This window comes from Streptomyces sp. NPDC101227, from assembly GCF_044767545.1.
GTDB lineage: Bacteria > Actinomycetota > Actinomycetes > Streptomycetales > Streptomycetaceae > Streptomyces.
On sequence record NZ_JBIWOD010000002.1, the window covers coordinates 172,009 to 197,972 of the forward strand.

General features: G+C 72.8%; 18 protein-coding genes. 8 read left to right on the plus strand and 10 right to left on the minus strand.

Going from position 1 to position 25,964, the window contains the following annotated elements:
- Positions 1-72 precede the first annotated feature (72 nt).
- On the plus strand, positions 73-588 hold the full coding sequence (locus tag ACIRPT_RS04635; RefSeq protein WP_403822169.1) for a molybdopterin-dependent oxidoreductase: 516 nt from the start codon (positions 73-75) through the stop codon (positions 586-588).
- Positions 589-599: 11 nt separating this feature from the next.
- Here ACIRPT_RS04635 and ACIRPT_RS04640 read toward each other — a convergent pair whose 3' ends face one another.
- A complete protein-coding gene (locus tag ACIRPT_RS04640; RefSeq protein WP_403822172.1) occupies positions 600-1,019 on the minus strand; it encodes a molybdopterin-binding protein in 420 nt (139 codons plus the stop codon).
- Positions 1,020-1,307: 288 nt separating this feature from the next.
- Between ACIRPT_RS04640 and ACIRPT_RS04645 the strand changes: the two genes are divergently transcribed.
- The 3 genes from ACIRPT_RS04645 (at position 1,308) to ACIRPT_RS04655 (ending at position 4,724) form a co-directional block, all read left to right on the plus strand.
- The gene (locus tag ACIRPT_RS04645) at positions 1,308-1,703 is read left to right on the plus strand and encodes a molybdopterin-binding protein (RefSeq protein WP_403822175.1); all 396 of its coding nucleotides are present in this window, start codon (positions 1,308-1,310) and stop codon (positions 1,701-1,703) included.
- Positions 1,704-1,880: 177 nt separating this feature from the next.
- On the plus strand, positions 1,881-2,675 hold the full coding sequence (gene modA, locus ACIRPT_RS04650; protein ID WP_403822178.1) for a molybdate ABC transporter substrate-binding protein: 795 nt from the start codon (positions 1,881-1,883) through the stop codon (positions 2,673-2,675).
- A 105-nt stretch (positions 2,676-2,780) separates the two neighbouring features.
- The gene (locus tag ACIRPT_RS04655; RefSeq protein ID WP_403822180.1) at positions 2,781-4,724 is read left to right on the plus strand and encodes an ABC transporter permease; all 1,944 of its coding nucleotides are present in this window, start codon (positions 2,781-2,783) and stop codon (positions 4,722-4,724) included.
- 48 nt (positions 4,725-4,772) lie between these two features.
- Here ACIRPT_RS04655 and ACIRPT_RS04660 read toward each other — a convergent pair whose 3' ends face one another.
- The 4 genes from ACIRPT_RS04660 to ACIRPT_RS04675 form a co-directional block, all read right to left on the minus strand.
- Positions 4,773-5,219 (minus strand): nitroreductase family deazaflavin-dependent oxidoreductase, encoded by a 447-nt coding sequence (locus ACIRPT_RS04660; protein ID WP_403822183.1) that lies wholly within the window; start codon positions 5,217-5,219, stop codon positions 4,773-4,775.
- A gap of 258 nt (positions 5,220-5,477) precedes the next feature.
- On the minus strand, positions 5,478-6,944 hold the full coding sequence (locus tag ACIRPT_RS04665) for a SulP family inorganic anion transporter (RefSeq protein WP_403822186.1): 1,467 nt from the start codon (positions 6,942-6,944) through the stop codon (positions 5,478-5,480).
- A gap of 14 nt (positions 6,945-6,958) precedes the next feature.
- Positions 6,959-7,561, minus strand: coding sequence for a carbonic anhydrase (locus tag ACIRPT_RS04670; protein ID WP_403507606.1), 603 nt, complete (start codon positions 7,559-7,561; stop codon positions 6,959-6,961).
- 88 nt (positions 7,562-7,649) lie between these two features.
- On the minus strand, positions 7,650-8,108 hold the full coding sequence (locus ACIRPT_RS04675) for a hypothetical protein (RefSeq protein ID WP_403822190.1): 459 nt from the start codon (positions 8,106-8,108) through the stop codon (positions 7,650-7,652).
- A gap of 305 nt (positions 8,109-8,413) precedes the next feature.
- On the opposite strand from ACIRPT_RS04675, the gene ACIRPT_RS04680 reads away from it, so the two are divergent.
- A complete protein-coding gene (locus ACIRPT_RS04680) occupies positions 8,414-10,144 on the plus strand; it encodes an enoyl-CoA hydratase-related protein (protein WP_403822193.1) in 1,731 nt (576 codons plus the stop codon).
- 101 nt (positions 10,145-10,245) lie between these two features.
- Here the strand turns inward: ACIRPT_RS04680 and ACIRPT_RS04685 are convergent, their stop codons facing one another.
- The 3 genes from ACIRPT_RS04685 to ACIRPT_RS04695 form a co-directional block, all read right to left on the minus strand.
- Entirely contained in the window at positions 10,246-10,761 is a 516-nt protein-coding gene (locus ACIRPT_RS04685) for a winged helix-turn-helix domain-containing protein (protein ID WP_403822195.1), read from the minus strand.
- A gap of 831 nt (positions 10,762-11,592) precedes the next feature.
- Positions 11,593-11,784 carry a hypothetical protein gene (locus ACIRPT_RS04690; protein ID WP_403507600.1) on the minus strand — a complete coding sequence of 64 codons (192 nt, stop codon included), beginning with the start codon at positions 11,782-11,784 and terminating at the stop codon, positions 11,593-11,595.
- A 111-nt stretch (positions 11,785-11,895) separates the two neighbouring features.
- Positions 11,896-14,298 (minus strand): SpoIIE family protein phosphatase, encoded by a 2,403-nt coding sequence (locus ACIRPT_RS04695; RefSeq protein WP_403822197.1) that lies wholly within the window; start codon positions 14,296-14,298, stop codon positions 11,896-11,898.
- 442 nt (positions 14,299-14,740) lie between these two features.
- Between ACIRPT_RS04695 and ACIRPT_RS04700 the strand changes: the two genes are divergently transcribed.
- Positions 14,741-15,520, plus strand: a complete 780-nt coding sequence (locus ACIRPT_RS04700) for a VOC family protein (RefSeq protein WP_403822200.1) — start codon at positions 14,741-14,743, stop codon at positions 15,518-15,520.
- Between the two features lie 24 nt (positions 15,521-15,544).
- Here the strand turns inward: ACIRPT_RS04700 and ACIRPT_RS04705 are convergent, their stop codons facing one another.
- The gene (locus ACIRPT_RS04705) at positions 15,545-18,334 is read right to left on the minus strand and encodes an ABC transporter substrate-binding protein (protein WP_403822202.1); all 2,790 of its coding nucleotides are present in this window, start codon (positions 18,332-18,334) and stop codon (positions 15,545-15,547) included.
- A gap of 129 nt (positions 18,335-18,463) precedes the next feature.
- Here ACIRPT_RS04705 and hemC point away from each other — a divergent pair, with 129 nt between their 5' ends.
- Positions 18,464-19,399, plus strand: coding sequence for a hydroxymethylbilane synthase (gene hemC / locus ACIRPT_RS04710; protein WP_403822204.1), 936 nt, complete (start codon positions 18,464-18,466; stop codon positions 19,397-19,399).
- 70 nt (positions 19,400-19,469) lie between these two features.
- Here the strand turns inward: hemC and ACIRPT_RS04715 are convergent, their stop codons facing one another.
- Positions 19,470-20,921 (minus strand): S1 family peptidase, encoded by a 1,452-nt coding sequence (locus tag ACIRPT_RS04715; RefSeq protein ID WP_403822207.1) that lies wholly within the window; start codon positions 20,919-20,921, stop codon positions 19,470-19,472.
- A 254-nt stretch (positions 20,922-21,175) separates the two neighbouring features.
- Between ACIRPT_RS04715 and ACIRPT_RS04720 the strand changes: the two genes are divergently transcribed.
- The gene (locus tag ACIRPT_RS04720) at positions 21,176-25,849 is read left to right on the plus strand and encodes a hypothetical protein (protein ID WP_403822209.1); all 4,674 of its coding nucleotides are present in this window, start codon (positions 21,176-21,178) and stop codon (positions 25,847-25,849) included.
- Positions 25,850-25,964 lie beyond the last annotated feature (115 nt).

Genomic DNA, 25,964 nt, shown 5'->3' on the forward strand with positions numbered 1-25,964 from the left:
TGGTTCGGATGCGGTTCGGTCGGGCATCACAGGGAGGCAGTCGCCACGCGAACAGCCTCAAGGGGGACTCGAATGAGCCGACTCAGCCCGCCGCCCCGCCCCATCGCCGTACACCCGACGCCGCCGGACGGCACAGCTTCCGGCCCCCGGCGCCTGGTGATCCGCGGTCAGCTGCACCGTCCGCTCGCGCTGACTGTCGGGGACCTCCGGGAGCGATGGGCGCAGCGGCGCGCCGAGGTGGTCTTCGACTGCGCCACCAACGGGCCGCAGCACCACACCTTCGACGGGCCGCTGCTGAGGGAGGTCCTCGACGCGGCGGGGCCGGCCTTCGACGCCCGGCGGCGCAAGGACCGCTCCCGCTTCCTGCTCGCCGTCACCGGCGGGGACGGCCACCACGCGGTGCTCTCCTGGGCGGAGCTGGACGCCGACTTCGGCGATGCGCCGGTCCTGCTGGCCACGGCCATGGACGGGCGCGCGCTGGACGAGGCGGGCAGCCAGCTCGTGGTGCCCTCGGACCGCTGCGGGGCGCGGTACATCAGCGCCATCACCGGGATCTGGGTCGGCACCTGCGCCGTACCGGAAGGGTGAGTGCGCCGGGCTCAGGCGGTGGCGAGGGAGATCTCGGTGGATTTGATCAGCGCGGTGACCGGCGAACCGGGCGTCAGCTCCAGGTCGTTGACGGCCTCCTTGGTGATCGCGGCGGTCAGCTCGCCGCCCGCGACGCTGATCTTCACCCCGGCCATCGCGCCACCGGTGGCGACGCCCTCGACGGTGCCGGGGATCTGGTTACGGATGCTCAGGCCGTCGACCGACCCGACGGAGAGTGCGACCTCGGTGGACTTGATCAGCGTGCGGACCGCCGACCCCGCCGCGAGGCCCAGCTCCGTGGCCGCCTCCCGGGTGATCGCGGCGGTGATGTCCTGACCGCCGTCCAGGCGGACCTTGACGGTTGCCATGACCTCGCCGGTGGTGACGGAGGTGACGATGCCGGGGAGGTGATTGCGAATGCTCAGGCTCATGGTGGGCGCCTCATGTACGGAATCGGATGCGGAAAGGGGAGCGGAGTCGAATGCCGGGGTTTTTCCCGCAATGTCGCCGCCCCTTGCACTCTAACTACACTCTGCGCAGTCGTCCGGGCACACATTGCAGGTGCAAGGGTGAGGGGGAATTCACCTGGCAAAACGCAGGCGGGAGGCAAGGGGTGGCGAGAAGTCGCCTTGGCATTTCCTCCAATGCCCCTGGCGGCTGCTATATACATTCGCCAAAAGAATTGCAAATGCCAGCCAATGCTGCATATCTTGTCGCACATGCAGTCCTACACAATCGGCCAGGCAGCGCGACTGCTGGGCGTCAGCCCGGACACCGCCCGTCGCTGGGCGGACGCCGGCAAGGTCGCCACCCATCGCGACGACGGCGGCCGCCGCCTGATCGACGGCCGGGACCTGGCTGCGTTCTCCATCGAGGTCGCACAGGCCGCCACCGGTGAGGACGACGCCTCCTACACCTCGGCCCGTAACGCCTTCCCGGGCATCGTCACCGCCATCAAGCTCGGCGATGTGGCGGCACAGGTCGAAATCCAGGCGGGACCGCACCGCCTTGTGTCCCTGCTGACCCGGGAAGCGGTGGAGGAACTGGGACTGGAGGTCGGCATGCAGGCCACCGCCCGTGTGAAGTCCACCAGCGTGCACATCGACCGCACCTGAACCGCCGCGTGACACCCCGCTCCTGAGCCACCGCGGCATCCCCATCCGCTCAACCGCACCCGCACCCACCGTCCCCACCGGTCGGCTGCCCTCCCCAGCGGCGTCGCCGTCCCCGGCGCGGCTTTTCCCCATCCGCTCGGACGGCACCCGCCGCCCGCGTCACAAGGAGTCCCGCCCATGTCCCGTGTCGTCACCCGACGCCGTACCGCTGCCGCGCTGGTCACCGCCGCCCTGCTCGTTCCGCTCGCCGCCTGCGGCAAGGACGACGCCAAGAAGGACGCCGCCGCCGACAAGTCCGACGTCCCGAAGGCGCATCTGACCGTGCTCGCCGCCTCGTCGCTGACCGATGTCTTCGCCAAGGCCGGCGCGGTCTACGAGAAGGAGCACCCGGGCACCAAGGTGAAGTTCTCCTTCGCCGGCTCGCAGGAACTGGCCGCCCAGGTCAAGGAGGGCGCACCGGCTGACGCCGTGGTCACCGCCGACACCAAGACCATGGACGGCCTCAAGCCCGACACCGGCAAGCCGACCGTCATCGCCAAGAACCGCCTGGTCATTGCCACCGGCGAGGGCAACCCGAAGAAGATCGCGGGCCTGAAGAACCTCGCCGACAGCAAGCTGAAGGTCGTCCTCGCCGCGCCCGAGGTGCCGGTCGGCCGCTACAGCAAGCAGGTCCTGGACGCCCAGAAGCTCACGGTCAAGGCCGTTTCGCAGGAGCCCAACGTCCGCGCCGTGCTCAGCAAGGTGGCGATGGGCGAGGCCGACGCCGGTCTCGTCTACAAGACGGATGCCGCCACCGCGCCCAAGAAGGTCGACGCGATCGACATCCCCGACGCGCAGAACGCCGTCGCCTCCTACCCGGCCGCGGCCCTGAACTACTCCGAGCACGGCAAGGCCGCCACCGCGTTCGTGAAGTGGCTGAGCAGCCCCGAGGCGCAGAAGATCCTCCGGGACGCGGGCTTCCAGAAGCCGTAACCGTCCCCGTGCGCCGCATGGGTCCGTCCGGCTCGGGGGAGCGGACGGGCCCGTGCGGCGCCCGCGCAGTACGCCGCCGGCCCGCCCATCTCTCCTGGAATCCCGATGAGACCCTCGCGCACGCCCGGCACCCGTACCCCCCTCGCGCTGGGCGTGCCCGCGCTGCTCGCCGTCGCCTTCCTGCTGATGCCGCTGCTCGGCATTCTCGCCAGGACCACCTGGAGCGACCTCGGCACGCATCTGACCAGCCCCGGCGTCACCGAAGCGCTCCGCCTCTCGCTGCTGGTCTCCTTCTGGGCGCTGGGGCTCTCCCTGCTTCTCGGGGTGCCGCTGGCCTGGCTGCTGGCCCGGGTCAGCTTTCCCGGCAAGGCGCTGGTGCGTTCGCTCGTCCTGCTGCCGATGGTGCTGCCGCCGACCGTCGGCGGTGTCGCCCTCCTGCTCGGCTTCGGCCGCCGCGGCCTGCTCGGGCCCTGGCTGGAGGACACCTTCGGCATCACCCTGCCGTTCCACACCTCGGGCGCCGTGGTCGCGGCCACCTTCGTCGCGATGCCCTTCCTGGTCATCAGCCTGGAGGGCACCCTCGCCGGACTCCGCCCCCGCTACGAGGAGACCGCGGCCTCCCTCGGCGCCTCGCCGGTACGGGTCTTCTGCACCGTCACCCTCCCCATGGTCGCCCCCGGCCTCGCCGCCGGTGCCGCGCTGACCTGGGCCCGCGCCCTGGGGGAGTTCGGCGCCACCATCACCTTCGCCGGCAACCTCCCCGGCACCACCCAGACCCTCCCGCTCCAGGTCTATCTGCTGCTCCAGGACTCCCCGGAAGCAGCCACCTCCGTCTCCCTGCTGCTGCTCGTCATCGCCATGGCCGTCCTGGTGGCCCTGCGCGGCCGCTGGACCGCCGGCAGCACCGACCGCCCGGCCCGCGCCGTACGCACCGATGACACCGAGTCCCCTTCGACACCTGCGTTGCCCGCCGCACCCGGGGAGCCCGCCACCACGGCCGAGGCCCACCAGGAGCGCTGGCCGCTGCACGCCGACGTCACCGGCTTCAACCAGCTCACCCTGGACGCCGATCCGGGCACCACCATCGCCGTCGTCGGCCCCAACGGCGCCGGCAAGACCACCCTGCTGCGCGCCCTCCTCGGCCTGACCCCGCGCGCCCACGCCACGCTGCGCCTCGGCGACACCGACGTCAGCGCGCTGCCCCCGCACCGCCGCGGCGTCGCCTGGGTGCCGCAGGACGGCGCGCTCTTCCCGCATCTGAGTGCCCTGACCAACACCGCGTACGGGCTGCGCGCCCATGGCACCCCGCGCGCCGAGGCCCGACGCGCCGCCCAGCAGTGGCTGGACCGGCTCGGCGTCGGCCATCTCGCCCACCGCAAACCCGCCCAGCTCTCCGGCGGTCAGGCCCAACGCATCGCCCTGGCAAGGGCGTTGGCCGCCCGGCCGCGACTGCTGCTGCTGGACGAGCCGCTCGCCGCCCTCGACCAGACCACCCGCGCGCACGTACGGCACACCCTGCGCCGCCACCTGGCGGGCTTCGGCGGGGTCTGTCTGATCGTCACTCACGACCCCGTCGAAGCGGTCTCGCTGGCCGACCGGGTCCTCGTACTGGACGAGGGCCGCACCCTCCAGGACGCCCCGCCCGCCGAGGTCACCCGGCACCCCCGCTCCCCCTGGGTCGCCCGGATGCTGGGCCGTAACGCCTGGCCCGGCACCGCCAGCGCCGACGGCCTCGCCCTCGCCGGAGGCGGTCAGCTCATCACCGCCGACCACCTCGCCGACGGCGTCCCGGCCCTGGCGATCATCGCCCCCGAGGCGGTCGCCGTCCACATCGGCAAACCCGAGGGCAGCCCCCGCAACGTCTGGCCCGGAACGGTCGCCGAAATCACCTCCGCGGGCAGCCGGCTGCGCCTCCTGGTCACCTCGCCGGCGGCCCCCGACCTGGTGGCCGAGGTGACCCCGCAGGCTGCCCTCGCGCTCGGCCTGGCCGACGGCGCCGCCATCTGGACCAGCGTCAAGGCCACGGAGGTCACGCTCGTCGGCCTGTAGGCGGCCGCTCCGCACTGACAGTGCGGCCGCCCGCCCGGCGCCCGGCGGTCAGTGCTTGGACGTCGCCGGCTCCAGCACGAACACCGGGATCCGGCGCTCCGTCTTCTCCTGGTAGTCGGCGTAGTCGGGGAAGGCCTCGACCGCGCGGGCCCACCACACGTCCTTCTCCTCCCCGGTGACCTCACGGGCCGTCATGTCCTGGCGCACCGGCCCGTCCTGGAGCTCCACCCGGGGGTCGGCGACCAGGTTGTGGTACCAGACCGGGTGTTTGGGGGCGCCGCCCATGGAGGCCACCACCGCATAGACGCCGTCGTGCGCCACCCGCATCAGCGGACTCTTGCGGATCTTCCCGCTCTTCGCGCCCCGGGTCGTCAGCACGACGACGGGCATCCCGCGCATCGTGGTCCCTTCCGTGCCGCCCGAGCTCTCATACAACTCGACCTGATCACGCACCCACTGCGCGGGGCTCGGCTCGTACTCACCCTCAAGAGGCATGCTGTCCGTCCCATCCTCGAAGAATCGCGACATCGGCCGCGTGGCCGACCGCGCCGCGCACGGCAGCCACGACCCTGGCCCAACAACCGCGGCCGCGCAATCATTCCCGTCCGCGCCGTCGTGTCGGGTCCGGGCCGGGCCCCGAAACGCAACCTCCCGGCCCGCCCACGGCCAACGGAATCATCGGCCATGGCGGACCGGGAGATTGACGGTGTGTCCGTTTCCCTCTCCGGGACCCTCAGGGAGCCAGAAGAGGGGTCAGGGGACCAGCTCCGCCGAACGGTCGCGGCTGCGACGGTGCTGCTCGGCCCAGTTGGACAGCGCGGCGCCGCACGCATGGTCGAGATGGCGCAGGCCGCTCAGGTCGAGATCGACGTCCCGGTCCCGGGGGAGCGCCTCCAGCTGGTCGAGGAGCCTGGGCAGCCGCAGGAAGGTGGCATTGCCCAGGACCCGTACGACGACCGGTCCCGCGCCCTGCGGATCGTCAATCTCGAGGTGGACGTGCGAGGTCTCCCAAGCGGTCTTGGCGACGGCCATCAGAAGACCGATGAGCACCCCCTCGAACATATTGACCGTGACGATGGCGAGCGCGGTGACCAGCAGGACAACGGCCTCGCCGCGGTGCTCGCGCCACAGGGGGCGCAGATCGCGCAGCGGGAGCAGCTTCCAGCCCGCGTGGACCAGTACGCCGGCCAGCGCGGCCACCGGCACCACGCCCAGCGCCGCCGGGAACGCCGCCGCGAAGAGCAGCAGCCAGCCGCCGTGCAGCACGCGGGAGACCTTGGTCCGGGCCCCCGCCTGGACGTTGGCGGCGCTGCGGACGATCACCGCGGTCATCGGCAGCGCGCCCAGCAGCCCGCACACCGCATTGCCCGCGCCCTGCGCCATCAGCTCCTTGTCGTAGTCCGTCCGGGGACCGTCGTGCAGCCGGTCCACCGCGGCGGCGCTGAACAGCGACTCCGCCGACGCGATCAGCGCGAAGGCCAGGACCGTGCCGATCACGCCGATCTCGGTGAGCCGGCCTAGGTCGGCGAGGCCGGGCGGCTGGATCGCCTCCAGCAGACCGCTGACCTCGACGCGCGCCACGGGCAGATCCAGCGCCCACACCGCGGCGGTGGCCAGTGCCACGGCGGCCAGCGGCGCGGGCAGGATCCGCGCGGCGCGCTTCCAGCGGGGCCACAGCACCAGGACGGCGATGGTGGTGGCACCGATGGCGAGGGCGGTCAGCGCGGGGCCGGACCCCGCGGTGGCGGCGACCAGGCCGGGCAGCGCGCCGAGGTTGGCGAGGCCGCTGCCCGGTGCCTTGGCGTCCGTGAGGGCGTAGAGCTGCCCGGCGATCAGGACCAGGCCGATGCCGGCGAGCATGCCCTGGACCACGGCGACCGAGATGGCCCGGAACCAGCGCCCGAGCCGGAGCGCGCCCATGGCCAGCTGCAGGGCACCGGCCGCCAGCACCAGCGCGCCCAGCGCCCCGATGCCGTATTCCTTGACCGCTTCGAAGACCAGCACGGTCAGCCCGGCGGCCGGCCCGCTGACCTGGAGGCTGCTGCCGGGCAGCAGCCCGGTGAGCAGCCCGCCGACGACGCCGGTGACCAGGCCCAGTTCGGCCGGGACGCCGGAGGCGACCGCGACCCCGACACACAGCGGCACGGCCACCAGGAAGACGACGACGGACGCCGTGAGGTCCGCCCGGAAGGCGGTGAGTTCGCCGAGTTGCCGCCTCATGTTCCAACCCGCCTTCACAGCGGGAGGAACGCGTCGGCGGCCGGGTCGTGCGCCGACACCCGGCCGGTGTGCACCTCGTAGAACCAGCCGTGCAGCCGGACCTCGCCGGCCGTCAGGCGTTCCCGTACGCAGGGGTACCCGCGCAGCCGCTCGAGCTGTTCGCGGACATGGTGCTGGACCGCGGCGGTGACCATCGGCTCCGCGTCGCCGGGCAGTTCGTCGGACAGCTGCTGCGTGAGCCAGTCCCGTACGGCGGGCGCCGCCGTGAGGTCCTCGTTGCGGGCCTTCGCGCCGACCGCTCCGCAGTGCGAGTGACCGCAGACCACGATGTCGGCGACGGCCAGGACACGCATCGCGTACTCGATGGTGGCGGCCTCCGAACTGGCCGCCATGCCCTCCTGGTGGACGGGCACGGCGTTGCCCGCCGTGCGGAGTTCGAAGAGTTCGCCGGGCCGCGCTCCGGTGATCAGGGACGGCACGACCCGGGAGTCGGAACAGGTGATGAACAGGGCGAGCGGGGACTGCCCCTCGGCGAGCCGGCCGTAGGCCTCCCGCTCCTCGCTCCGTTCGGCGATCCGGGCTGTCCGGCCGCGGGCATGCTGGATGAAGGTCTCCATGAGGAGGTCTCCTGCTGATGAGTGGTGCCACCGCGCGGTGGCGTGAATGTGCGGTGCGCGAGTGGTGGGCGGGCCACCACGGCCTCGCTCAGCAGCGGGAGATGCAGTGCAGTACGGGGAGTTGGCGGGGTCTGGAGTGGGCGGCGGCCGGCGTCGGGCCCCGGCCCTGCGGGGGGCCGGAGGCTACGGCGGGCGCGGAGGTCGGGTCGGTGCGGCAGGGCGGGAGCGGCCGGCCGGTGTGCTGCGGAATGCCGGCCGAAGTGCGCGCGGCGCGGCGTGACCGGCCGCGTTCGCCCCCGGACTCGGCGCATTCCCCGCTGCGGTCGTCGACGTCGCCGATGACCGGGGCGCTACCGGCGGACTTGAGCGCCAGAGTGGCCGGCAGGGCAAGCGTCGGGGTATCGGGTGCGGCCGTGGCGGCGGCCAGTACGCACGCGAGGACCGCGACGACGATGGCGAGCGGGATACGGCAGAGGCGGCGGAGCCGGATGCCGGGCACATCGGATATGCCGGTGGTGCTGGATATGCCGGTTCCCTTCCGCATCATCGCCCTCCGTCCCGATACAGGTGCACTCAGACTGCACCCATCAGGTTTCCGCTGTGATAACGGGAAATGACGTCGTGTTTCGCTGGTCGTGCGCCGCGGGTGCCCGGCCGTCGGGGGCGCGCCTCCCGGGTCTCCGAACGTAAAAGAATCACCAAGTCGATGTCAATCAAGGGTAAGCGCTGCCGGTCACTGCGCCGCCCGGCGTCCATCGATCGGATGACCCGCCGCGCGGGTCCGGCGGCCCGCCACCGCTCCTGCGGAACGATCACGATCAGTCATCGGTTCCAGTCCCAGGGGAGTCTGCCGTGCGCATTCTGCTCATCGCCGGCGCGTTCAACAGCCTGACGCAGCGGGTCTTCGCCGAACTCACCGACGGCGGACACCAGGTGAGCGTGGAACTCGTCACCCGGCGGACGCCGCTGCTCGAAATGGTGCGCGGGCACGCCCCGGACCTGGTCATCGCGCCGATGCTCAAGACGGCCGTCCCACGGGAGGTGTGGTCCGCGTACACGTGCCTGATCGTGCACCCCGGTCCCCTCGGTGACCGCGGGCCGTCCTCCGTGGACTGGGCGGTGCACCTGGGCGCGGACCGCTGGGGCGTCACGGTGCTCCAGGCCAATGACGAGATGGACGCCGGCGATGTGTGGGCCACCGCCGACTGCCCCGTTCCCGAGGCCGGCAAGAGCGATCTGTACCGCAACGAGATCGCGGACGCGGCCCTGGCGGCGGTCCGCACCGCCGTCGACCGGTTCGCCTCCGGCACCTACCGGCCGCGCCCGCAGCACTCGCTGCCCGCCGCCGAAAAACCGGGCCGCGTACGGCCGCCCCTGCGCCAGGACACGCGCCGTATCGACTGGCGCGCCGACCCGACCGAGACCGTCGTGCGGAAGCTGCGCGCCGCCGACTCACAGCCGGGAGTACGGGACGAACTGCTCGGCGGCACCTGGTTCCTGCACGGCGGCCACCCCGAGGACGTCCTCACCGGCGAGCCGGGCGAGCTGCTCGCCACCCGGTGCGGGGCGCTCTGCCGGGCGACGGCCGACGGCGCGGTCTGGATCCCCGAACTGCGCCTGCCACGCACCCCGGACGGGCCCGCCCCCGTCAAGCTGCCCGCGACCCTCGCCCTGGGCGACCGGCTGCCGCCCCTCCTGGAGATCCCGGCGCCGCTGGAGCCGGGCGACGGATCCCGTACGGGACCCGGCCGCCCCCGCACCTGGGCCGATATCCGCTACCGCGAGGACGGCGCCGTCGGATTCCTGCGCTTCTCGTTCCCCGGCGGGGCGATGAGCACCGACCACTGCCGCCGGCTGCTCGCCGCCTACCGGCACGCCTGCACCCGGCCGACCTCCGTGCTGGTCCTCGGCGGCTGCCGCGACTTCTTCTCCAACGGCATCCACCTCAACGTCATCGAGGCCGCCCCGGACCCCGCCGAGGAGTCCTGGGCCAACATCAACGCCATGGACGACCTCGTCCATGGCGTCCTGACCACCACCGACCGGCTGGTGGTCGCGGCGCTCGGCGGCAACGCCGCGGCCGGCGGCGCGATGCTGGCCCTCGCGGCCGACGAGGTCTGGTGCCGCTCGGCCGTGGTGCTCAACCCCCACTACCGGCTGATGGGGTTGTACGGATCCGAGTACTGGACCTACACCCTGCCGGGCCGGGCAGGTCCCGAGGCGGCCGCGCGGCTCATGGAACGGGCGCTGCCGGTCACCGCCGCCACGGGACAGCGCCTCGGCCTGGTGGACCGCGTCATCGACTGCGCCCCACAGGACTTCGCCGCGGAGACCGCGCATCTCGCCACCCGTCTCGCCTCGGCGCCCGCCTGCCAGCCGCGGATCGCCGCCAAGAAGGCACAACGGGAACGGGACGAGGCGCATCGGCCGCTCGCCGCCTACCGGTCTCATGAACTGGCCCGGATGCACGCCAACTTCTTCGAGCCCGACCAGCCGTACCACGCCCTGCGGCGCGCCTTCGTGCGCAAGGAGCCCGGGACCGGAACGCCGGCGCATCTTGCGGCGGCGGGCACGGCCGAGTGAGGGCTCGCCGCGGCCCCTGCACCGGCGAAAAGGGGGCGCCGGTGCAAGGGCGCGGGGCCGAAAAGCGGCCGTGCCTGTCGTCCTGTCGCAGAATCCGCCGTCTACGGCGTGGGCAGGTACTTGTAGCCGATGCCGAACACGGTGCTGATGGAATCGCGGAGGCCCGGTCCCAGGCGTCGTCGCAGTCGGGCGATGTGGACATCGACGGTGCGGGCGCTGGACTGGCAGGTGGGCCAGAGGGCGTCCATCAGCTGCTGCCGGGTGAAGGCGCGCTGTGGGTGCAGCACCAGGTGGGAAAGCAGGTCGAATTCCAGCCGGGGGAGGCTGAGTTGGCGGCCTTCAACGGATACGGTGCGGGCCGCGGTATCGATCGTGATCGGATCCGGTGGTGGCGCCGTGGGCCGCGCGGGGGCTTGCGCGGAGGTGGGCAGCGGCGGTTCTTCGCAGGCCGGCGCCAGGATGATGTGCACCTCGTCCGGAAGCCGGTGAACCGAAACGGGTTCGAGGTCGTGCAGGGTGAGTTGCCACTTGCCGTCGGGAAGCCGGTCGACCGCCAGGGGAGGCCCGTCGTCGGGGGCGGCGTCGGCCGGGAGGCCGAACTCTGACTCTGGTCGCAAGACAAGGGTCGTCGAGGAGTTCATAAACATGATCTGGGCCCATTCCTCTTGCAAAGCAGGCGTGTACGGACAGAGACATGGCGGTGCTCGACGTTCGATTTTCGGGGGCACTGGAGGGCGAGCGCGATGCGGTACCGATGCGGATTGGCCAACCGGCACTTGTGATGCGGGTGTGGTCAGCGGGGCCATAGCTCCGTCCGTGCCGGAAGCATGCGCGCGCCCAGGCCCGTGGTCAGCCGTGACGTGTTGCAAAGCCACGGCTCAGGTCCAGTCGAACGCTACATGTGATCACACGCTTCCGGAAAGTAGCGTCCGCTAATCGCAGTTGGTCTTTGGACGTTTTCACGCTGATCTGGCGGGCCGTCAGATAGCCGCAAGGTGTGTCCTTTTGGTGTACGGACAGTGACTTTTGCGTGAACATCTAGGGAACGTATCGGCGATGCATCAGGGATACGTCAGGAGCGCGTCACGGGTGCGGGGAAAGTGGCGAGCTCGGGCGGGGGAAGTGGCCGGAACGAGGCGTCGCCGCGCTGTTGGTGCTCACCTAGCGCAACACTCGGCGTGGCTGAAAATTCGCGTCGAATTGGCCGACATTTACCAATAGTTGAGAGATGAACAGGGTGCGAAACGCGTCATGATCGGCTCGGGGCCGCCTTTCGCCCTCGCGCGCAGCGTGGCGGCCGGGCTCCGGCCGTCCCCGCGGAAGTGGATGAGCCGGCCGCCCTGGGTTCACTCGCGGCCCGGCGGGGCGCACCCGCCTCGTGACGCGCGCGGAGCCGCGCAGGCATACGCACGGTCTGCGCATGCCTCCGCGGCGTGACGATCAGGACATCACGGCAGATACCGCTCGATGGCGGCCGGTCCCTCCTCATCGATCAGCCGCTTCGCCCACTCCAGGCTCGCGGGCGTCGGCTCGCGTCCGGACGCTTTCACCAGGTCCTCCGGGTCGAAGGGCCGCTCGCCACCCGTGTACAGCTGCGTCGGCCGGTGCTCGGCCGCGTTCTGGCTCCCGTTGCTCGTCACAGGTCCTCCTTTTTCCGCGCCCGCCGAGTCCCTGGGCGGCCGCTTGACTCCATCATCGGCCCGCCGACGGGCACCCGCACGGCGTACCGCCGGCGACGACCGGCCGGGACCTCAGCCCACCGGGCGCGGCGCCCCCGGATAGTCCGCCGGGAAGGCCTGCTCGGTCCAGATCGTCTTGCCGTACGGCGTGTAGCGGGTCCCCCAGCGCTGGACCAGCTGGGCGACGATGAACAGCCCCCGGCCGCCTTCGTCGTCGCTCGCGCTGTGCCGCAGGTGGGGTGAGGTGTGCCCGGTGTCCGAGACCTCGGTGAGCAGCGTCAGATCGCGCAGCAGCCGCAGATGCAGCGGCCCCGAGGCGTGCCGTACGGCATTGGTGACCAGTTCGCTGACCACGAGCTCGGTGGCGTACGACAGCTCCTCCAGGCCCCAGCCCGCAAGCTGCCTGGTGGCCAGCTCGCGGGCCCGGCCCACGGCCTCCGGCTCGGCGGGCAGCTCCCAGGCGGCCACCTGCCCCATGTCCAGCTCGCGGGTCCGCACCAGCAGCAGCGCCGAGTCGTCGGTGGCCGTCCCGGTGGGCAGCAGCTCGGCGACCGCGCGGTCGCACAGCTCGTCCAGCGGCCGGCGGTGATCCAGCAGCACCCGGCCCAAAGTGTCCAGACCCGCCTCGATGTCCCGGTCGCGCCCCTCGACCAGCCCGTCGGTGAACAGCGCCAGCAGGCTGCCCTCCGGCAGCTCGACCTCCAGCGACTCGAACGGCAGGCCCCCCAGCCCCAGCGGCGGGCCCGCCGGCAGATCCGGAAACGACAGCCTGCCGTCAGGGGTCACGACGGCCGGCGGCAGATGCCCGGCCCGCGCCATGGTGCAGCGCCGCGAGACCGGGTCGTAGATGGCGTACAGGCAGGTCACGCCGGTGGCCATATCGTCGTCGGTGTCGGAGCCCGGCGTGCTCGTCCGGTCGTCCGCGGTCTGTCCCACCAGGTCGTCCAGCCGCCCCAGCAGCTCGTCGGGGGCCAGATCCATCCGGGCCAGCGCCCGTACGGTCGTCCGCATCCGCCCCATCGTGGCCGCCGCGGCCAGGCCGTGGCCGACCACATCCCCGACCACCAGCCCCACCCGGGTGCCGGACAGCCCGATGACGTCGAACCAGTCGCCGCCCACCCCGGCACGGTTGTCGCTGGGCAGATAGCGGTACGCCAGATCGACCGCGGACTGCGGGGCCAGATGCTGCGGCAGCAGATTGCGCTGGAGGGTGAGCGCGGCGGAGTGCTCGCGGTTGAAGCGGCGGGCGTTGTCGAGCCAGACCGCCGTACGGGTGACCAGCTCGTCGGCCAGCTCGATCTCGCCGCTGTCGAAGACGGAGGGGTGCTCGCCGCGTACGAACGTGACCAGGCCCAGCGGGGTGCCGCCGGCCCGCAGCGGCACGACCAGGGTGCTTTCCACCAGCACCATCCCGCCGGAGGACAGGCTGCGGTACTGCGGCGAGCCCGGCGGATAGACGACCTGGTGGGCGCTGCCGGGCACCCCGCCGGTCGTCTCCACGCCCGACCGTGCCGCGACCCGTACGAGGGTGGGCAGTCCGACACCGTGCCCCGGCTCCTCGCCCTCCAGGATGGACTGCACCAGATCGACGGTGACGGCGGCGGCGAACTTCGGCACCGCCACCTCGGCGACCTCCCGGGCGGTGACGGCCATGTCGAGCGTGGTGCCGATCCGGCCGCCCGCGTCCACGAGGAGGTTCAGCCGCCGCTGGGCCTGATAGCGGTCGGTGATGTCGAAGGCGTCCTCACACACCCCCAGCACCCGGCCGTCGGCGTCCTGCAGCCGGTAGTAGGAGCACGACCACACATGGTCGGTCCCCGGGTCGGTGGGCAGCTGCCCGACGAAGTGCAGATCGACGACCGGTTCGCCGGACTCCAGGACCTGCCCCATCACCCCCTGGGTGTTCCTCGGATACCCCTCCGTGACGAACACGCCCCGCGGATAGAGGTCATCGGCCCGCTTGCCCAGGAAGTCCCGCAGCGGCAGCCCGATCTCCCGCCCGTACGTGGCGTTGAACCAGGTCAGCCGCAGCTCTGTGTCGTAGATCGCCAGGCCCACCGGCGACTGGGTGGCCAGACCGTGCAGCATGGCCTGCTGCGACTCCCAGGCCCGCAGCCCGTCCAGCTCGGCCGCCACCAGGACGCGGGCGGGCTCGCCGCCGGTACCGCCGCCGGTGTCGGCCAGCGGACAGATCGCGGTCGCCACCGACAGCAGCCGCCCGTCGCGGTGCCGCGCGGTACGGGAGACGTCGCCCAGCGTCTGCGCCGGCGATTGCCCGGCGGAGCCGGGCCCGGACGGCAGCAGGGTCTCCAGGGGCCGCCCGACGATCTCGTCCGCCCGGTACCCGAGGAGCCGCTCGGCCGCCGGGCTCCACCCGACGACCAGGTTGTGGGCGTCGAGCACCGCTGTGGCCGCCCTGGTGACGTCGAGGGGACCACGGAAGTCGGCGCTCTCCACCGCATTCCATGCGTTCATGGCATCAACCCAGCCCGGTTCAGTACCTACAGGATCGAGCCTGATCAACATGGGCACAACCGCTCTGGCGCCCCGCATCGTGGTGGGCCCGGGCAGGAGCCGTTGGTGGTTGCGCTGGGTGGGGGGTGTTTTGTGGGGGACGGCTCTGGCGCCCCGCGTCGTGGTGGGCCCGGGGAGGAGCCGTTGGTGGTTGCGTTGGGTGGGGGGTGTTTTGTGGGGGACCGCTCTGGCGCCCCGCATCGTGGCGGGCCCGGGCGGGGGCCGTTGGTGGTTGCGCTGGGTGGGGGGTGTTTGCGGGGTGTGCTCTGGGGTCCGGCGGGTGAGGGGTGGGGCGGGAGCCGTTGGTGGTTGCGCCGGGTGGGGGAACGGGCGCGCGGTCGCCCGTACGGCGGGTCGCTGGCAGAGTGGGGGAAGGGCGGTGAGTACGAGGAGGCAGATTCTCATGTCCCCCCATGAGCCCGTCGTTCCCGTGCGCGGCGCCCCGTGCTGGGTCAGCCTGATGGCCCGCGACCTCAAGGCGGCGCAGGAGTTCTACTCGGCGGTCCTCGGCTGGCGGTTCCGCCCGGCCAGCCTCGGGGACGAGTTCTCCGTCGCGCTGTCCGACGGCGAGCCCGTGGCCGGCATCGGCGCGCTGGCCCCCAGCTTCCAGGTAGCCGTCGCCTGGACCTCGTACTTCGCGGTGGCCGACGCGGACGACACGGCGGCCCGGATCCGCGAACGCGGCGCGACGGTCGCCGTCGGCCCGCTGAAACTCGGCCCCGGCCGCGCCGCCCACGCCGCCGACCGCGACGGCGCGACCTTCGGCTTCTGGGAAGGCCAGACGATGGCCTGGTCGGTCGGCCACGGCAGCGCCCCGGCCTGCCTGGAGCTGCGCACCCGCGACGCCTTCGAGGCCGCCATCTTCTACGCGGAGGTCTTCGACTGGGCCTCCAAGGAGCCGGGCGGCTGCGACGTCACCTACGAGCACGACCAGGTGATCGTGAGCGACGGCACCCACATGGTCGCCGCCCTGCGCGGCGGCGGCGTCGAGGCGGCCCCCGATCCGCGGGTACGCCCCCGGTGGCACGTCTACTTCCCGGTCCGCGACATCGAGGCGGTGACGGCGGCCGCGGTCGCCGCGGGCGGCACCGTCACCCCCATCACCCCGAACCCCGACGGCAGGGGCGTCCAGTCCGTCATACGCGACCCCGACGGCGGCCTGTTCACCGTCACGGCACCATGAGCACACGGGCCGGGGCGACGGCCGTCACCCGCCCTTCTCCGGCTCCCACTTCGGGCACCACGCCGCCTGCTGCCGTCCGCCGACCCGCCCGCAGAAGCCGGCCTGCGTGGGCCGGCCCCGCGCGTCGATGTGCTGTACCGACAGCAGCTTGTCCAGCGGCACCTGGCGGTCCACATCGCCGCCGAAGCTGATGATCCCGCTCGCCCCGTCCAGCGCCTCGTCCCCGTGCACCCCGCTGATCGCATGCCACACCGCGGGCGGCGTCAGCGGCATCCCCGCGGCCTCCTCCCGCAGCTGCTTGACCGCGTTGATGTAGAGCTTGACCGCATCGAAGCCGAGCGCCGCATGACCGTCGAGCGAGGAGCTCGGCACCTTCGCGCATTCCTCCGGGAACAGCCGGCTCATCTCCGCGTACAGCTCGCTGGTGCCGTCGCAGCGCGCCGAACCGAGGGTGAAGTCCAGGAAGTCGTACGGGATGCCGGGATAGTGCGTACGGCGCTCCGCGTCGGCGGCGAGCCGGGCCACGTCGTCGCCGCCGATGAGCAGCGGCGGTGCCGAATTGCAGGATTCGTTGATCCCGCTGAGCAGCGTCTCGAAGTCCTCCGAGCGCCCGGCGAAGAACACCAGCCCGGAGTAGGAGCAGGTCCGCTGGCCCACCGCCCCCGCGCCGGGCGCGTCCGAGACCGGGTCGACGCCCGGAGCCGGGGGCGGTGTGTACGAGACCATCTCGACCGTGAACCCGCGGGCCCGGAACCGCGTGGCGACATCGGCGCTGAGCGTCTTGCTGTAGGTGTCACTCGGGTCGGCGGAGCCGATCACCCGCACCTGCTTCTTCTTGTTCTTGCCCGTGGTCTCGGTGACATGGGCGGCGTACGCGGCCGCCACCTCCGCCTCGCGGGAGTTCTGCGGCGACACCTGGAAGTACATCGGGGACTGCCGCACCAGGGAATCCGCGGACAGGGTGGTGGCCACCATCGGCAGCCCCACCTCGGTCAGCTTCCGTATCGTCCGGTTGGTCGCCTGCCGGCTCTGGTCCAGCCCGGTGACCCCGACGATCGAGGGATCCTGCCGCTTGAGCACCTCCAGCATCTCCACCACCCGGGTGCCGAAGCGCATCCCGGACCCGGCGTTCGCGGGAAAGATCCGCAGGATCGGCTCCGAACTCCCGGTGCTGCGCAGCTGCCGGGACTGGGCGCTCGCCGCGCCCTGCAGCGCCTCGCGCCCATAGGCGAGCTGCGCGCTGCTCTTGCCCGTACTGCTCAGCAGCGCGGACAGATGGATCAGCGTGATGAAGGGGCGCTCCGGCGCCGCCCGGTGTGCCGCGTCGGCGCGGCCGTTCTGCTCGGAGATCTTCGCGAGGGTCTCGTTGAGCGCCGGGTCGGGGGAGTGGAACGTGAATCCGTGCCGGGAGACTCCGATGCACTCGCCGGTCTCCGCGGTCCGCAGGGTGCCGGCGTCGTCCGCGAACCGGCTCAGCCCGCAGTGCGCCTGCCGGTACGCGGCCTCGCCCCGCAGCACCAGCCCGCCCGCCCCCAGCAGCGCCACGGTCACACCGCACGCCACCGCCACGGACACCGCCCGGCGCGCCCACAGCGGAGGTTCGGGGATCCGCAGCCGGGCGTCCTGGCCGACCTCCAGCCGCCGCGTCAGCTCGTACTCCTCCTGGGACGGCGGCATCAGCTCAGGGACGGTCACCGGCAGATACCAGGGCGCGCGGTTGCGGGCCCGGCCGGTGTGCAGGAAGGTGTCCCGCCAGCCGCCGTAGAGCCGGTCGTTGAGCTCCCACAGCGAGCTGTGGCCCCAGTCCGCGCGGACCTGCGAGCCGGCCGCGGGCGGCTCGGCGCCGCAGCCGATGACCAGCAGCGGATCGAAGGCGCCGGTCTCGTTGCGTACGTCGATGACCGCCTGCATCAGCGCATAGCCGCAGTTCCCGGCGGCCGTACCGTCGAGCAGCGCCACGCAGTACGCGGTGCGCCGGGCCGTCCGCGGCCGCCAGATGCGCCGCCGGAACGCCCCCCGCAGGTCCTCCAGAAAGGCGTTGACCATCAGCTTGCGCAACTGCTCGGGGTCCTCCACCTGGTGGTGCGGTGCGGTCAGCCGCTCGGCGAACCCGATGAAGGTGCCCGGGTCGCGCGGCGCGAGATAGGGCTGGTTGAGCAGCCACCGGTATTCGCGGCCCAGCCCGCGGCGCACCCGGAACCACGCGAGCGGAAAGACATGCACCGCGAACAGCCACACCCACCACGGCACATTGCCGTCCACCGTCAGCTCGGTCTCCGGGGACCGCAGCAGCCCGAACAGCCGCCGGCGCCGGAACTCCCGTTCGCGCAGCCCCTGTAACAGGGAGTGGTCATTGCCCTCCAGCCCGCCCGGATAGTGCGGTCCGCCGCCCGCACCGGTCTGCATCAGCCAGTTGACCAGGCCGAACCGGCGGAAGCGGACCCGGCCGTCGTTGCCGTTGACACTGAGGGCGAAGCCCTGCGCCAGCCGCTCCAGGGTGTGCCGCACCGCCTCGACCGACTCCGGGTCCGCGGGCGTGCTCTCGCCCTTGAGATCGTGCAGTACGTGCGGGACCCGGCGGGGATCGGCGTGGCTGAGGAAGTAGCTGATGCCCTTGGCGAGTTGGGTGTGGTCGCCGCCGCCGACCAGACACAGCACGGGCAGGCCTTCCCGTCCCTGCGCCACGCCCCGGTGCCGCACCGGTTCGGGACACTCGCGACGCCGCGGCCGGCGGACCAGATCGGCTATCAGGCGCAGCAGGTGTCCGGCTCCGCGGAACACCGGTATATGGGAATCGAGCTCGTTCGACGCCATGGGTCCCCCCGTGGGACGGCCTGGAGCAGGGCGGACATTCTGACACCTCACCACCGGACGCCGGAAGGCTCTGCGCCACGGGTGCCGGCCCACCGAAGATCCCCCCGTCGGACGGTCTATCGTGGCCGCATGTCCGCCCCAGAGCTGATCCGTATCGTCTCCCGTGACTCGCCCATGGCCCTGGCCCAGGTGGAGCGCGTCCGCGCCGAACTGCGCGCGCTGCACCCCGGCATCGCCACCGAGGTCATCCCGGTCAAGACCACCGGCGACCGGTGGATGGGCGCCCTCTCCCAGGTCGAGGGGAAGGGCGCGTTCACCAAGGAGGTCGACGCCGCCCTGCTCGCGGGCGAGGCGGACCTCGCGGTGCACTGCGTCAAGGACATTCCCGGTGACCGGCCGCTGCCCGCCGGTACGGTCTTCGCGGCGTTCCTCAAGCGCGACGACGTCCGCGACGCGCTGATCCATCCCGGCGGGCTCACCCTCGACGAACTCCCCGCCGGGACCCGGATCGGCACCTCCTCCGTACGGCGCATCGCCCAGCTCGCCGCCTCCCACCCGCAGCTGACGTGCGTTCCGATGCGCGGCAACGCCAACCGCCGGATGGAGAAGCTGGCCGCGGGCGAGGCGGATGCGCTGCTGCTGGCGGTCTCCGGGCTCGAGCGCATCGGCCGTACGGATGTGATCACCCAGATCCTCTCCGTGGACGAGATGTGCCCGCCGATCGGCGCGGGTGTGCTGGCCCTCCAGTGCCGCGAGGACGACACCGTCACCATCGACGCCGTCAGCGGCCTCGGCGACCCCGCGGCCTTCCGCGAGACCACCGCCGAGCGGATGCTGCTGCACGTGCTCCAGGGCCACTGCAACAGCCCGATCGCGGGCTATGCGACGACCGACCGGCGCGGCGAACTCGCCTTGCGCGCCTGTGTGTTCACCCCGGACGGCAAGACCGTCCTCAACGCCCACGAGTGGGCCGGGCCGCTCAATCCCGAGACGCTCGGCACGTCCGTGGCCGTCGCCCTGCTGCGGCAGGGCGCGCGCGAGCTGATCGACGGCATCGCGCACTGAGGCACCACGGGAAGGGCCCCGCACCGCGCGTGCTGCGGTGCGGGGCCCTCGACCCGGGATCGGCGTGAGGTCAGTTCACGGCATCACCTCCGCCCGCGGCACCGGCATCTCCACCGGCGTCTCCACCGGCATCGCCACCGGCGTTTCCACCGGTGCCCCCACCGGCCCCGATCTCGGCGCCCGTGGCCTGGAGCGCGGCGGTGACCGGCTGGAAGAAGGTCTCGCCGCCCTGGGTGCAGTCACCGCTGCCGCCCGAGGTCAGCCCGACGGCCGCGTCACCCGAGAACATCGAGCCGCCGCTGTCGCCCGGCTCCGCGCACACGTCCGTCTGTATGAGGCCGTTGACGATGTCGCCGTTGCCGTAGTTCACGGTGGCGTCAAGGCCGGTGACGGTCCCGTCGTGGACCCCGGTGGTGCTGCCCGAGCGCTGCACCTTCATCCCCACGGCGGCCTCCGCGGCCTTGGTGATCGGCTGGGTCTTGCCGTTGCCGAGGTCGACCGCGCTCTGCGGCTGGGCGCCCGGATCGTCGTAGGTGACCAGCGCGAAGTCGGTCTTGGGGAACTGGGAGTCCTTCACGGTCCCCAGCGACTGGCCGCCCTGATCGGCGGACCAGGTCTTGGAGTCGTTGCCGCAGTGGCCCGCGGTGAGAAAGGCCGGGGCGCCCTGCACGGTGACGTTGAAGCCCAGGGAGCAGCGGGCGTTGCCGCCGAAGATGGCGCTGCCGCCCACCGGTGCGGCGGCCGCGCCGCCGTCTCCCGCGCCACCGGCCGCGCCGCCCGCGCCCCCGTCGTCTCCGGCACCACCGGCCGCCTCGCCCGCGCCGCCAACTGCGCCGGCGCCACCGTCCGTTCCGGCGCCACCGGCTGCCGCCGCGCCGCCGTCCGCCGCGCCGCCGTCGGCCCCGGCGCCGCCGTCGGCCCCGGCACCGCCATCCGCTCCGGCACCGCCGTCCCCGCCCGACCCGGCGTCACCGCCCATCCCGCCGGCGCCCTGCTGCCCTTCCCCCATGCCCCCGCCGTCGTACCGCTTGAACTCTCCGGCCGACCGCTTGACGGTCACCATGCCGCCCATGGCCCCGGTGGCCTTGGCCAGGGTGGCCATCTTCTGGCCGGTCACCGTCCGGTCGGCGAGGACCACGATTCTGTTCGTCTTCGGATCGATCGACCAGGCCGTGCCCGGGACCGACGCCGTGGAGCGCAACGTCTGCGTGCCCGCCTTCAGCGCGGCCATGCTGTGGTCCACGACCTTGGCGACCGCGCCCTGGGACGTGACGCGCTCGGCATCCTCCTGCGCCAGCACATTCATCACCAGATGACCGGTCTTACCGTCCAGATACCAGCCCGCCGACTTGTCCCCGAGGTCTGCCTTCAGGGACGCCGCGAGCCGGGCGGCCGACGGCGCGGAGAGGGTCTTCAGGGCGGGCGGCCGGTCCGTACTGGCATGGGCGTTGGGGAGCAGGATCGCCGCCGCCGCGATGGCGGCCACGGAGGCTCCCGCGATGGCACCGGTCCGCTTGTTCACATGGCGATGGCCCGCCTGCCCACGGCCGTTCTGTCGACGGCCCGCCGGCCGATGGCTGACTTGTCGGGGACTCATTCACTGACCTCCAGCTGGGGTGCACTGTTGCCACCCAGTCCTACGCAGCCGGTCCATCGCGGTCTCACCGCCACTCAAGGTGCGATGAATTCCGCCGGGTCCGGCTCCGGGCCCCCTACACTCCCGGCCACTGCCCGCTCACCGGCCGGTTGTCAGTGCCGCATGCCAAGATTCGCTACATGTCTGCACTGCCCGTGATGCCGCCCGCCGATCCGAAGAATTCGACCGTCTACCTGGAGTGGGCGCGTCTGCACGCTCCCGACGCGGAGGACGACGCACACGGCCTCATCGCGACGGTGACGGACGGGCTGGGGCGTGCGCTGAACAAACCGGGCCGGTTTCTCGACGAGTTGAAGTACCGTGCCGCCAAGCTCCCGGCGGCGCACCTGCCATGGTTCTGGGACACCGTCGGCCACCGCATGGGCCCCTGGATGCCCCGCCACGCCGGCACCGCCTACGGGCTGGCCCGCCAGGCGGAGGAGCAGCACGGCCTGCCGGTCGACGAGGCGTACCACCGCGCGAACGTCCTGCTCTACGCCCGCCTCGGCGCGCTGCCCGCCAAGGAAACCGCGGTACACCAGCGGCGGCTGCACGGCACGCTCGAAGCGGCCGCCGCCCACCAGGAGTTCATACGGTTCCTGCTCGCCTTCGCCGCCGGCGGCGGCACGCCCGCCAAGGATCTGCACCGCAGGGTGCAGGCGTCGGCCAAGGCGGCGGGGCTCGGTATCGAGCAGAGCGCACAGGCGCTCGGTGACATCGTCGTGGCGTCGAAGGGCCGGCCGCTGCCCGACGGCCTCCTGGAGGGCCTGGCACCGGTCTTCGCCCAGGTGCCGCCCCCGGCGCCGGTGCGCCAGGCGCTGGCGGAGCTGTTCCCGACCTCGGTCACCGACGGCGGGGCGTGGCTGCGGCTGCTGGCGGCCACCGGAGTCGACGACGCCATGGCGCAGGGCCGGATCCTCCCGGCCGGCGGGCTGAGCGAGTGGCTCGGCCGGTTCACGTTCCACTACTCCTACCGAGGCTCCAACTCCGGCGTCCGGCAGCAGCCGATGCCCGACGAGCTCTACGCCCTGGTGCCGCGGCTCGCACCGCGGATCAGGGCTGAGAACACCCCGGTCAGCCTGCATGCCTCACGTTTCCGGCACACCCTCTTCGACGCCGATCTCGTCGACCTGTGCCTGGCGAACGCCATCGCGGTGACGGACCCCGGACCGCGGGTGAAGCTGGCGTTCCTGGGCGAGAAGTCCCGGCGCGACTACCGGGCCCTGGCCGCCGACCCGGTGCTCGGGGTGCGCCTGGCCGGCACGGCGTACGCACCCCGCGGTCCGCGCGCCGGCGCCCCACGGCTGCCGCTCGGCGACGGGGCCGACGCCGCCCTGCACGAGCGGGCGACCGGACTGCTGGATGCCGTCGCGGACGGCGGACTGGCCGCGGCGGAAGAGGCCGTGGCCAAGCTGGACACCCTCCTCGACCCGCCGAAGATCGCCGCGCTCGACGGCATCGACACCGCGCTGGAGGCCCTCGACGGCGTCGGCCCCCTGCTGCGCACGCTGCGCGCGGGTCTTCCGGAAGAGCTGGCCTGGCCCGCGCTGGAGGAGGCCGTACGGCGCCTGGGCGGCCGCGCGGAGGTCGCCGGAGTCACCTGCACCTGGCCGGTGCTGACCGTCTTCACCCGGGACCGGGCCCTCGCCGTGGACCACACCGGCGAACGCGGCTCCTGCACCTTCGCGCTCCCCGAAGATGCCGCGGCCCCCTCGGTGTTCTTCGTCGGCGGCAGCTTCCTGGTCGGCTGGAGCGGCGCCGGCCGACACAGCCGGCTCGCGGAGCACGCGTTCTGGGCCGACCGCCCCGAGGACACGTTCGTACCCGAGGACGTGCTCGGCCTGGTCCCCTACGGAGGCAGCACGGACGGCGCGCTCGGCTATCAGTTCGCCAGCCCCGACGGCGGCGGCCGCTATGACGGCGTCCGGGTGCTGCGACCCGGCGGCCGCGAAGGGATCGCCTCCTACGAGCAACAGCTCGGCGACGGTTCCCGGCTGTGGAGTTCCCGACTGTTCGGCAGCAAGTACGGCAGCCAGGACGGCATCTGGCGGGAGACCGACCCGACGACGGGGGAGCGCACCGACCGCACCACCCTGCCGCCCTTCCTCGCCGCCGACCTGCCCAAGGGCCTGTCCCGTACCCACGACATGCTGACCCTCGCCCCGCTGCCGCCCGGCGCCCCCGATTCCCCGCTGGGCCAGGCGGACGGCCTCTCCGGCTGCCGGGTCATGCACTGGGGCCACGACGCCAGCCATGCCCCGGTGCGCTATCTGCTGGAGGGCAACGACGGACGACGCGCCGAATTCCGCGTCACCCATCCCGGGGAAGACCCCTGGGGCATCATCCGGCTGCCGGAAGGCGGCGCCGATGCCGTCCTGACCGACCACGGCCCGATCCGCTGCTACGCCGCCGACGACAACTCCCTGCTGTGGCAGGCGGACGGCTTCCCGCACGGCAGGCGGTCGGCCGCGCGACGTGCCGCCGACGAGGGCGCGCCCCTCTTCCCCCCGCCCGCCTTCTGGCACTTCCTCACCCCGAGGGATGCCGGGTCGTCCAAGGCGCTGCGGACGACCGACGAGGCGGCTGCCAAGGCCCTGCTGGCGGCGGCCCGCGCCGACGGCGGCGACGCGGCGGTCCGTACCGAGGCCGCCGAGGTGCTGCCCGGCTTGACGGACCCCGGCGTCCTGGACGGCGTCGTACGTGCCGTACGCACCGCCGCGCGCATCGTGGACCGGCGCCGCGCCATCTCCGCACGGGCGGCGCTGATCGTCTCCGGCGCTCAGGTCCGCCCCGCCGGCGAAACCACCGACACCGCGCTGGTCGCAGCCCTGCGCGGGCTCGTAGAGGTGTCGGTCGCCTACAACGCCCCCAGGACCGCCGCTCAGCCCGCCACCGTCAGCGCGATCGCCGCCGACGGCGAGTTCCTGCGCGGCCGGATCGACGACGCCGCCCGGCGGATCAGCCCGCCGGCCCGGCCGCGCGACTGGGCGGTGCTGCTCGGCGGCGGAATCGAGGCCGCCGCCTGGCGGTGCGTCACCGAGACCACGACGGAGGAGGACCGGGCCGCGCTGGGCGCCCTGCTGGCCACCTGGGCCGCTTCCCCGTTCGCCGAGCCCGGCACCTGGCGGCTCGGCCGCGCCTCGGGCGAGGCGCTGGCCCCGCTGTGCGAGAACGGCCGGGCGGTGGCCACCGGGATGGGCGACGGCAGCCAGGGCGTCGCCCCGGAGCCCACCGAGGCCCTCAAGCCCACCGGCACCTACCGCTTCGTCCAGCCCGAGTCGGCCCCCGCGCCCGAGGGCGCCATCGAGGTCCGTACGGTCACGATCACCCGAGACGATGCGACCCGGTTCACGCGTCTGCTGGAACTGCTCGCCGAGCACGGCCCGTTGCGCCTCGGCCCGGACGCCATCGCGGCGTTCGTCGCCCGCAGCGGGGTGCGCCGGGCCGTGGCCGTGCACGCCCTCGCCGGACTCCGCACGAAGCCGGGCTTCGGCGAAACGGGACGGATGCTGCGGGCCAAGCCGTTCCAGGCCACGCCGACGGTCGCGAGCGAAGCCGAGTCGCTGGCCCACCGCCTCGGCACGGCGGGCCGGATGCGCGTGCTGGCGGCGGGGCTGCCCGGCGACCCCGGGGAGCTGTGGACGGCCCCCGGCCTGGTGGCGGCCGCCGAACGGATGGCGGCGGAATGGACCGCGATCCTCGGCCAACGGACACCGGTGGACGAGGAGTTGACCGAAGAGCTGGAGAAGGAGCTGGGCCTCGGCGAGCTCACCGCGGCGGCGCTCGGCGATCCCCGGGGCGGCGGCCTGCTGACCGAGGACCTGCGGCGGGTCATCGTCGCCAACAAATACGGCTCGCTCCATGTCCACCCGGTGACGGCCGACGGCTCACCGGGCGACCGGCCGAGCTACGACACCCCGTACCGCGACATCGCGTCCGCCCTGTCCTGGGCGCTGACCGAACGCCCCGTCGGCGATCCCGCCACCGCCGGGGTGGCGGCCCTTCGCGCGCGCCTGGCCGAGCGCCTCGACGCTCCGGACTTGCTCATCCGGCTGCGGCGCCACCGCTTTCCGCTCGACCAGGAGCAGATGGCCGCCCTGTTCGGCCCGGAGCTGTATCCGGTGGCGGCCGTCGAGCCACCCATCAGCGACCGGGCACGCCCGCCGCTGTACTACGACCAGGGCCTGCTCCTCGTCGAGTCGGCCGGCGGCTGGAGTGCGGTGTTCCTGCGCCCCGCGGGTTTCGGCCGACGCGGGAAGCACGAAGCGATGACGCGGCTCTGCACGGACCTGGGCATGACCGAGCTGGTCACCGAGATCGAACGGATACGGGTGCTGCGCGACGGCATCACGGCGCTCGCCGCCCGGGCCGCCGACACCCCCGTACCGCCCGGCGGTTACGAGGCGAATCCGCAGCTGAGCGTGCCGGAACTGGTCGATGAGGCCGCCGCGGCGCTGGGCGTCGGCCGGGACGCCGCAGCGCTCTACCTCCAGCTGCTCACGCTGGCCCGCCCCACGGACCGCAACATACGCCGCTGGAACGGCTGGACCCCCGCCCGCCACCGCGCCGCGGCGGCCGAACTCACCGCCACCGGCGCCGTGCTGACCGAAAAGCGCTCCCGTGCGGGCCGTACCGCATTCCTCCCCGGCGGCTGGACCGATCTCAAGGCGCCCCATCTGCCGCTGGAGACCGCCAAGCTCGACACCCACCTGGCCGCCGTCACCGAGAAGCGCGAAATGGAGGGCCCGCTCATCCGGCTGCTGCCGCCCCGCCCCCTGCATGAGATGTTCGCCGAGGCGTGGGCCGGGCGCTGAGGCGCCGGGCGAAGGCATCGAGGGCCGCTGCGCCGTCTCGGCGGTCCGCTGCGGGCGTGGCCATCGACGGCGACGGTCGTGGTCCGGTGCTCAGGGCGGCTCACGGTTCAGGCGG

Bases quoted from the DNA above. Each gene is read 5' to 3' on its own strand.
- ACIRPT_RS04635 (WP_403822169.1), top strand. From the start codon at position 73: ATGAGCCGACTCAGCCCGCCGCCCCGCCCCATCGCCGTACACCCGACG.
- ACIRPT_RS04640 (WP_403822172.1), bottom strand. From the start codon at position 1,019: ATGAGCCTGAGCATTCGCAATCACCTCCCCGGCATCGTCACCTCCGTC.
- ACIRPT_RS04645 (WP_403822175.1), top strand. From the start codon at position 1,308: ATGCAGTCCTACACAATCGGCCAGGCAGCGCGACTGCTGGGCGTCAGC.
- modA (WP_403822178.1), top strand. From the start codon at position 1,881: ATGTCCCGTGTCGTCACCCGACGCCGTACCGCTGCCGCGCTGGTCACC.
- ACIRPT_RS04655 (WP_403822180.1), top strand. From the start codon at position 2,781: ATGAGACCCTCGCGCACGCCCGGCACCCGTACCCCCCTCGCGCTGGGC.
- ACIRPT_RS04660 (WP_403822183.1), bottom strand. From the start codon at position 5,219: ATGCCTCTTGAGGGTGAGTACGAGCCGAGCCCCGCGCAGTGGGTGCGT.
- ACIRPT_RS04665 (WP_403822186.1), bottom strand. From the start codon at position 6,944: ATGAGGCGGCAACTCGGCGAACTCACCGCCTTCCGGGCGGACCTCACG.
- ACIRPT_RS04670 (WP_403507606.1), bottom strand. From the start codon at position 7,561: ATGGAGACCTTCATCCAGCATGCCCGCGGCCGGACAGCCCGGATCGCC.
- ACIRPT_RS04675 (WP_403822190.1), bottom strand. From the start codon at position 8,108: ATGATGCGGAAGGGAACCGGCATATCCAGCACCACCGGCATATCCGAT.
- ACIRPT_RS04695 (WP_403822197.1), bottom strand. From the start codon at position 14,298: ATGAACGCATGGAATGCGGTGGAGAGCGCCGACTTCCGTGGTCCCCTC.
- ACIRPT_RS04700 (WP_403822200.1), top strand. From the start codon at position 14,741: ATGTCCCCCCATGAGCCCGTCGTTCCCGTGCGCGGCGCCCCGTGCTGG.
- ACIRPT_RS04705 (WP_403822202.1), bottom strand. From the start codon at position 18,334: ATGGCGTCGAACGAGCTCGATTCCCATATACCGGTGTTCCGCGGAGCC.
- hemC (WP_403822204.1), top strand. From the start codon at position 18,464: ATGTCCGCCCCAGAGCTGATCCGTATCGTCTCCCGTGACTCGCCCATG.
- ACIRPT_RS04720 (WP_403822209.1), top strand. From the start codon at position 21,176: ATGTCTGCACTGCCCGTGATGCCGCCCGCCGATCCGAAGAATTCGACC.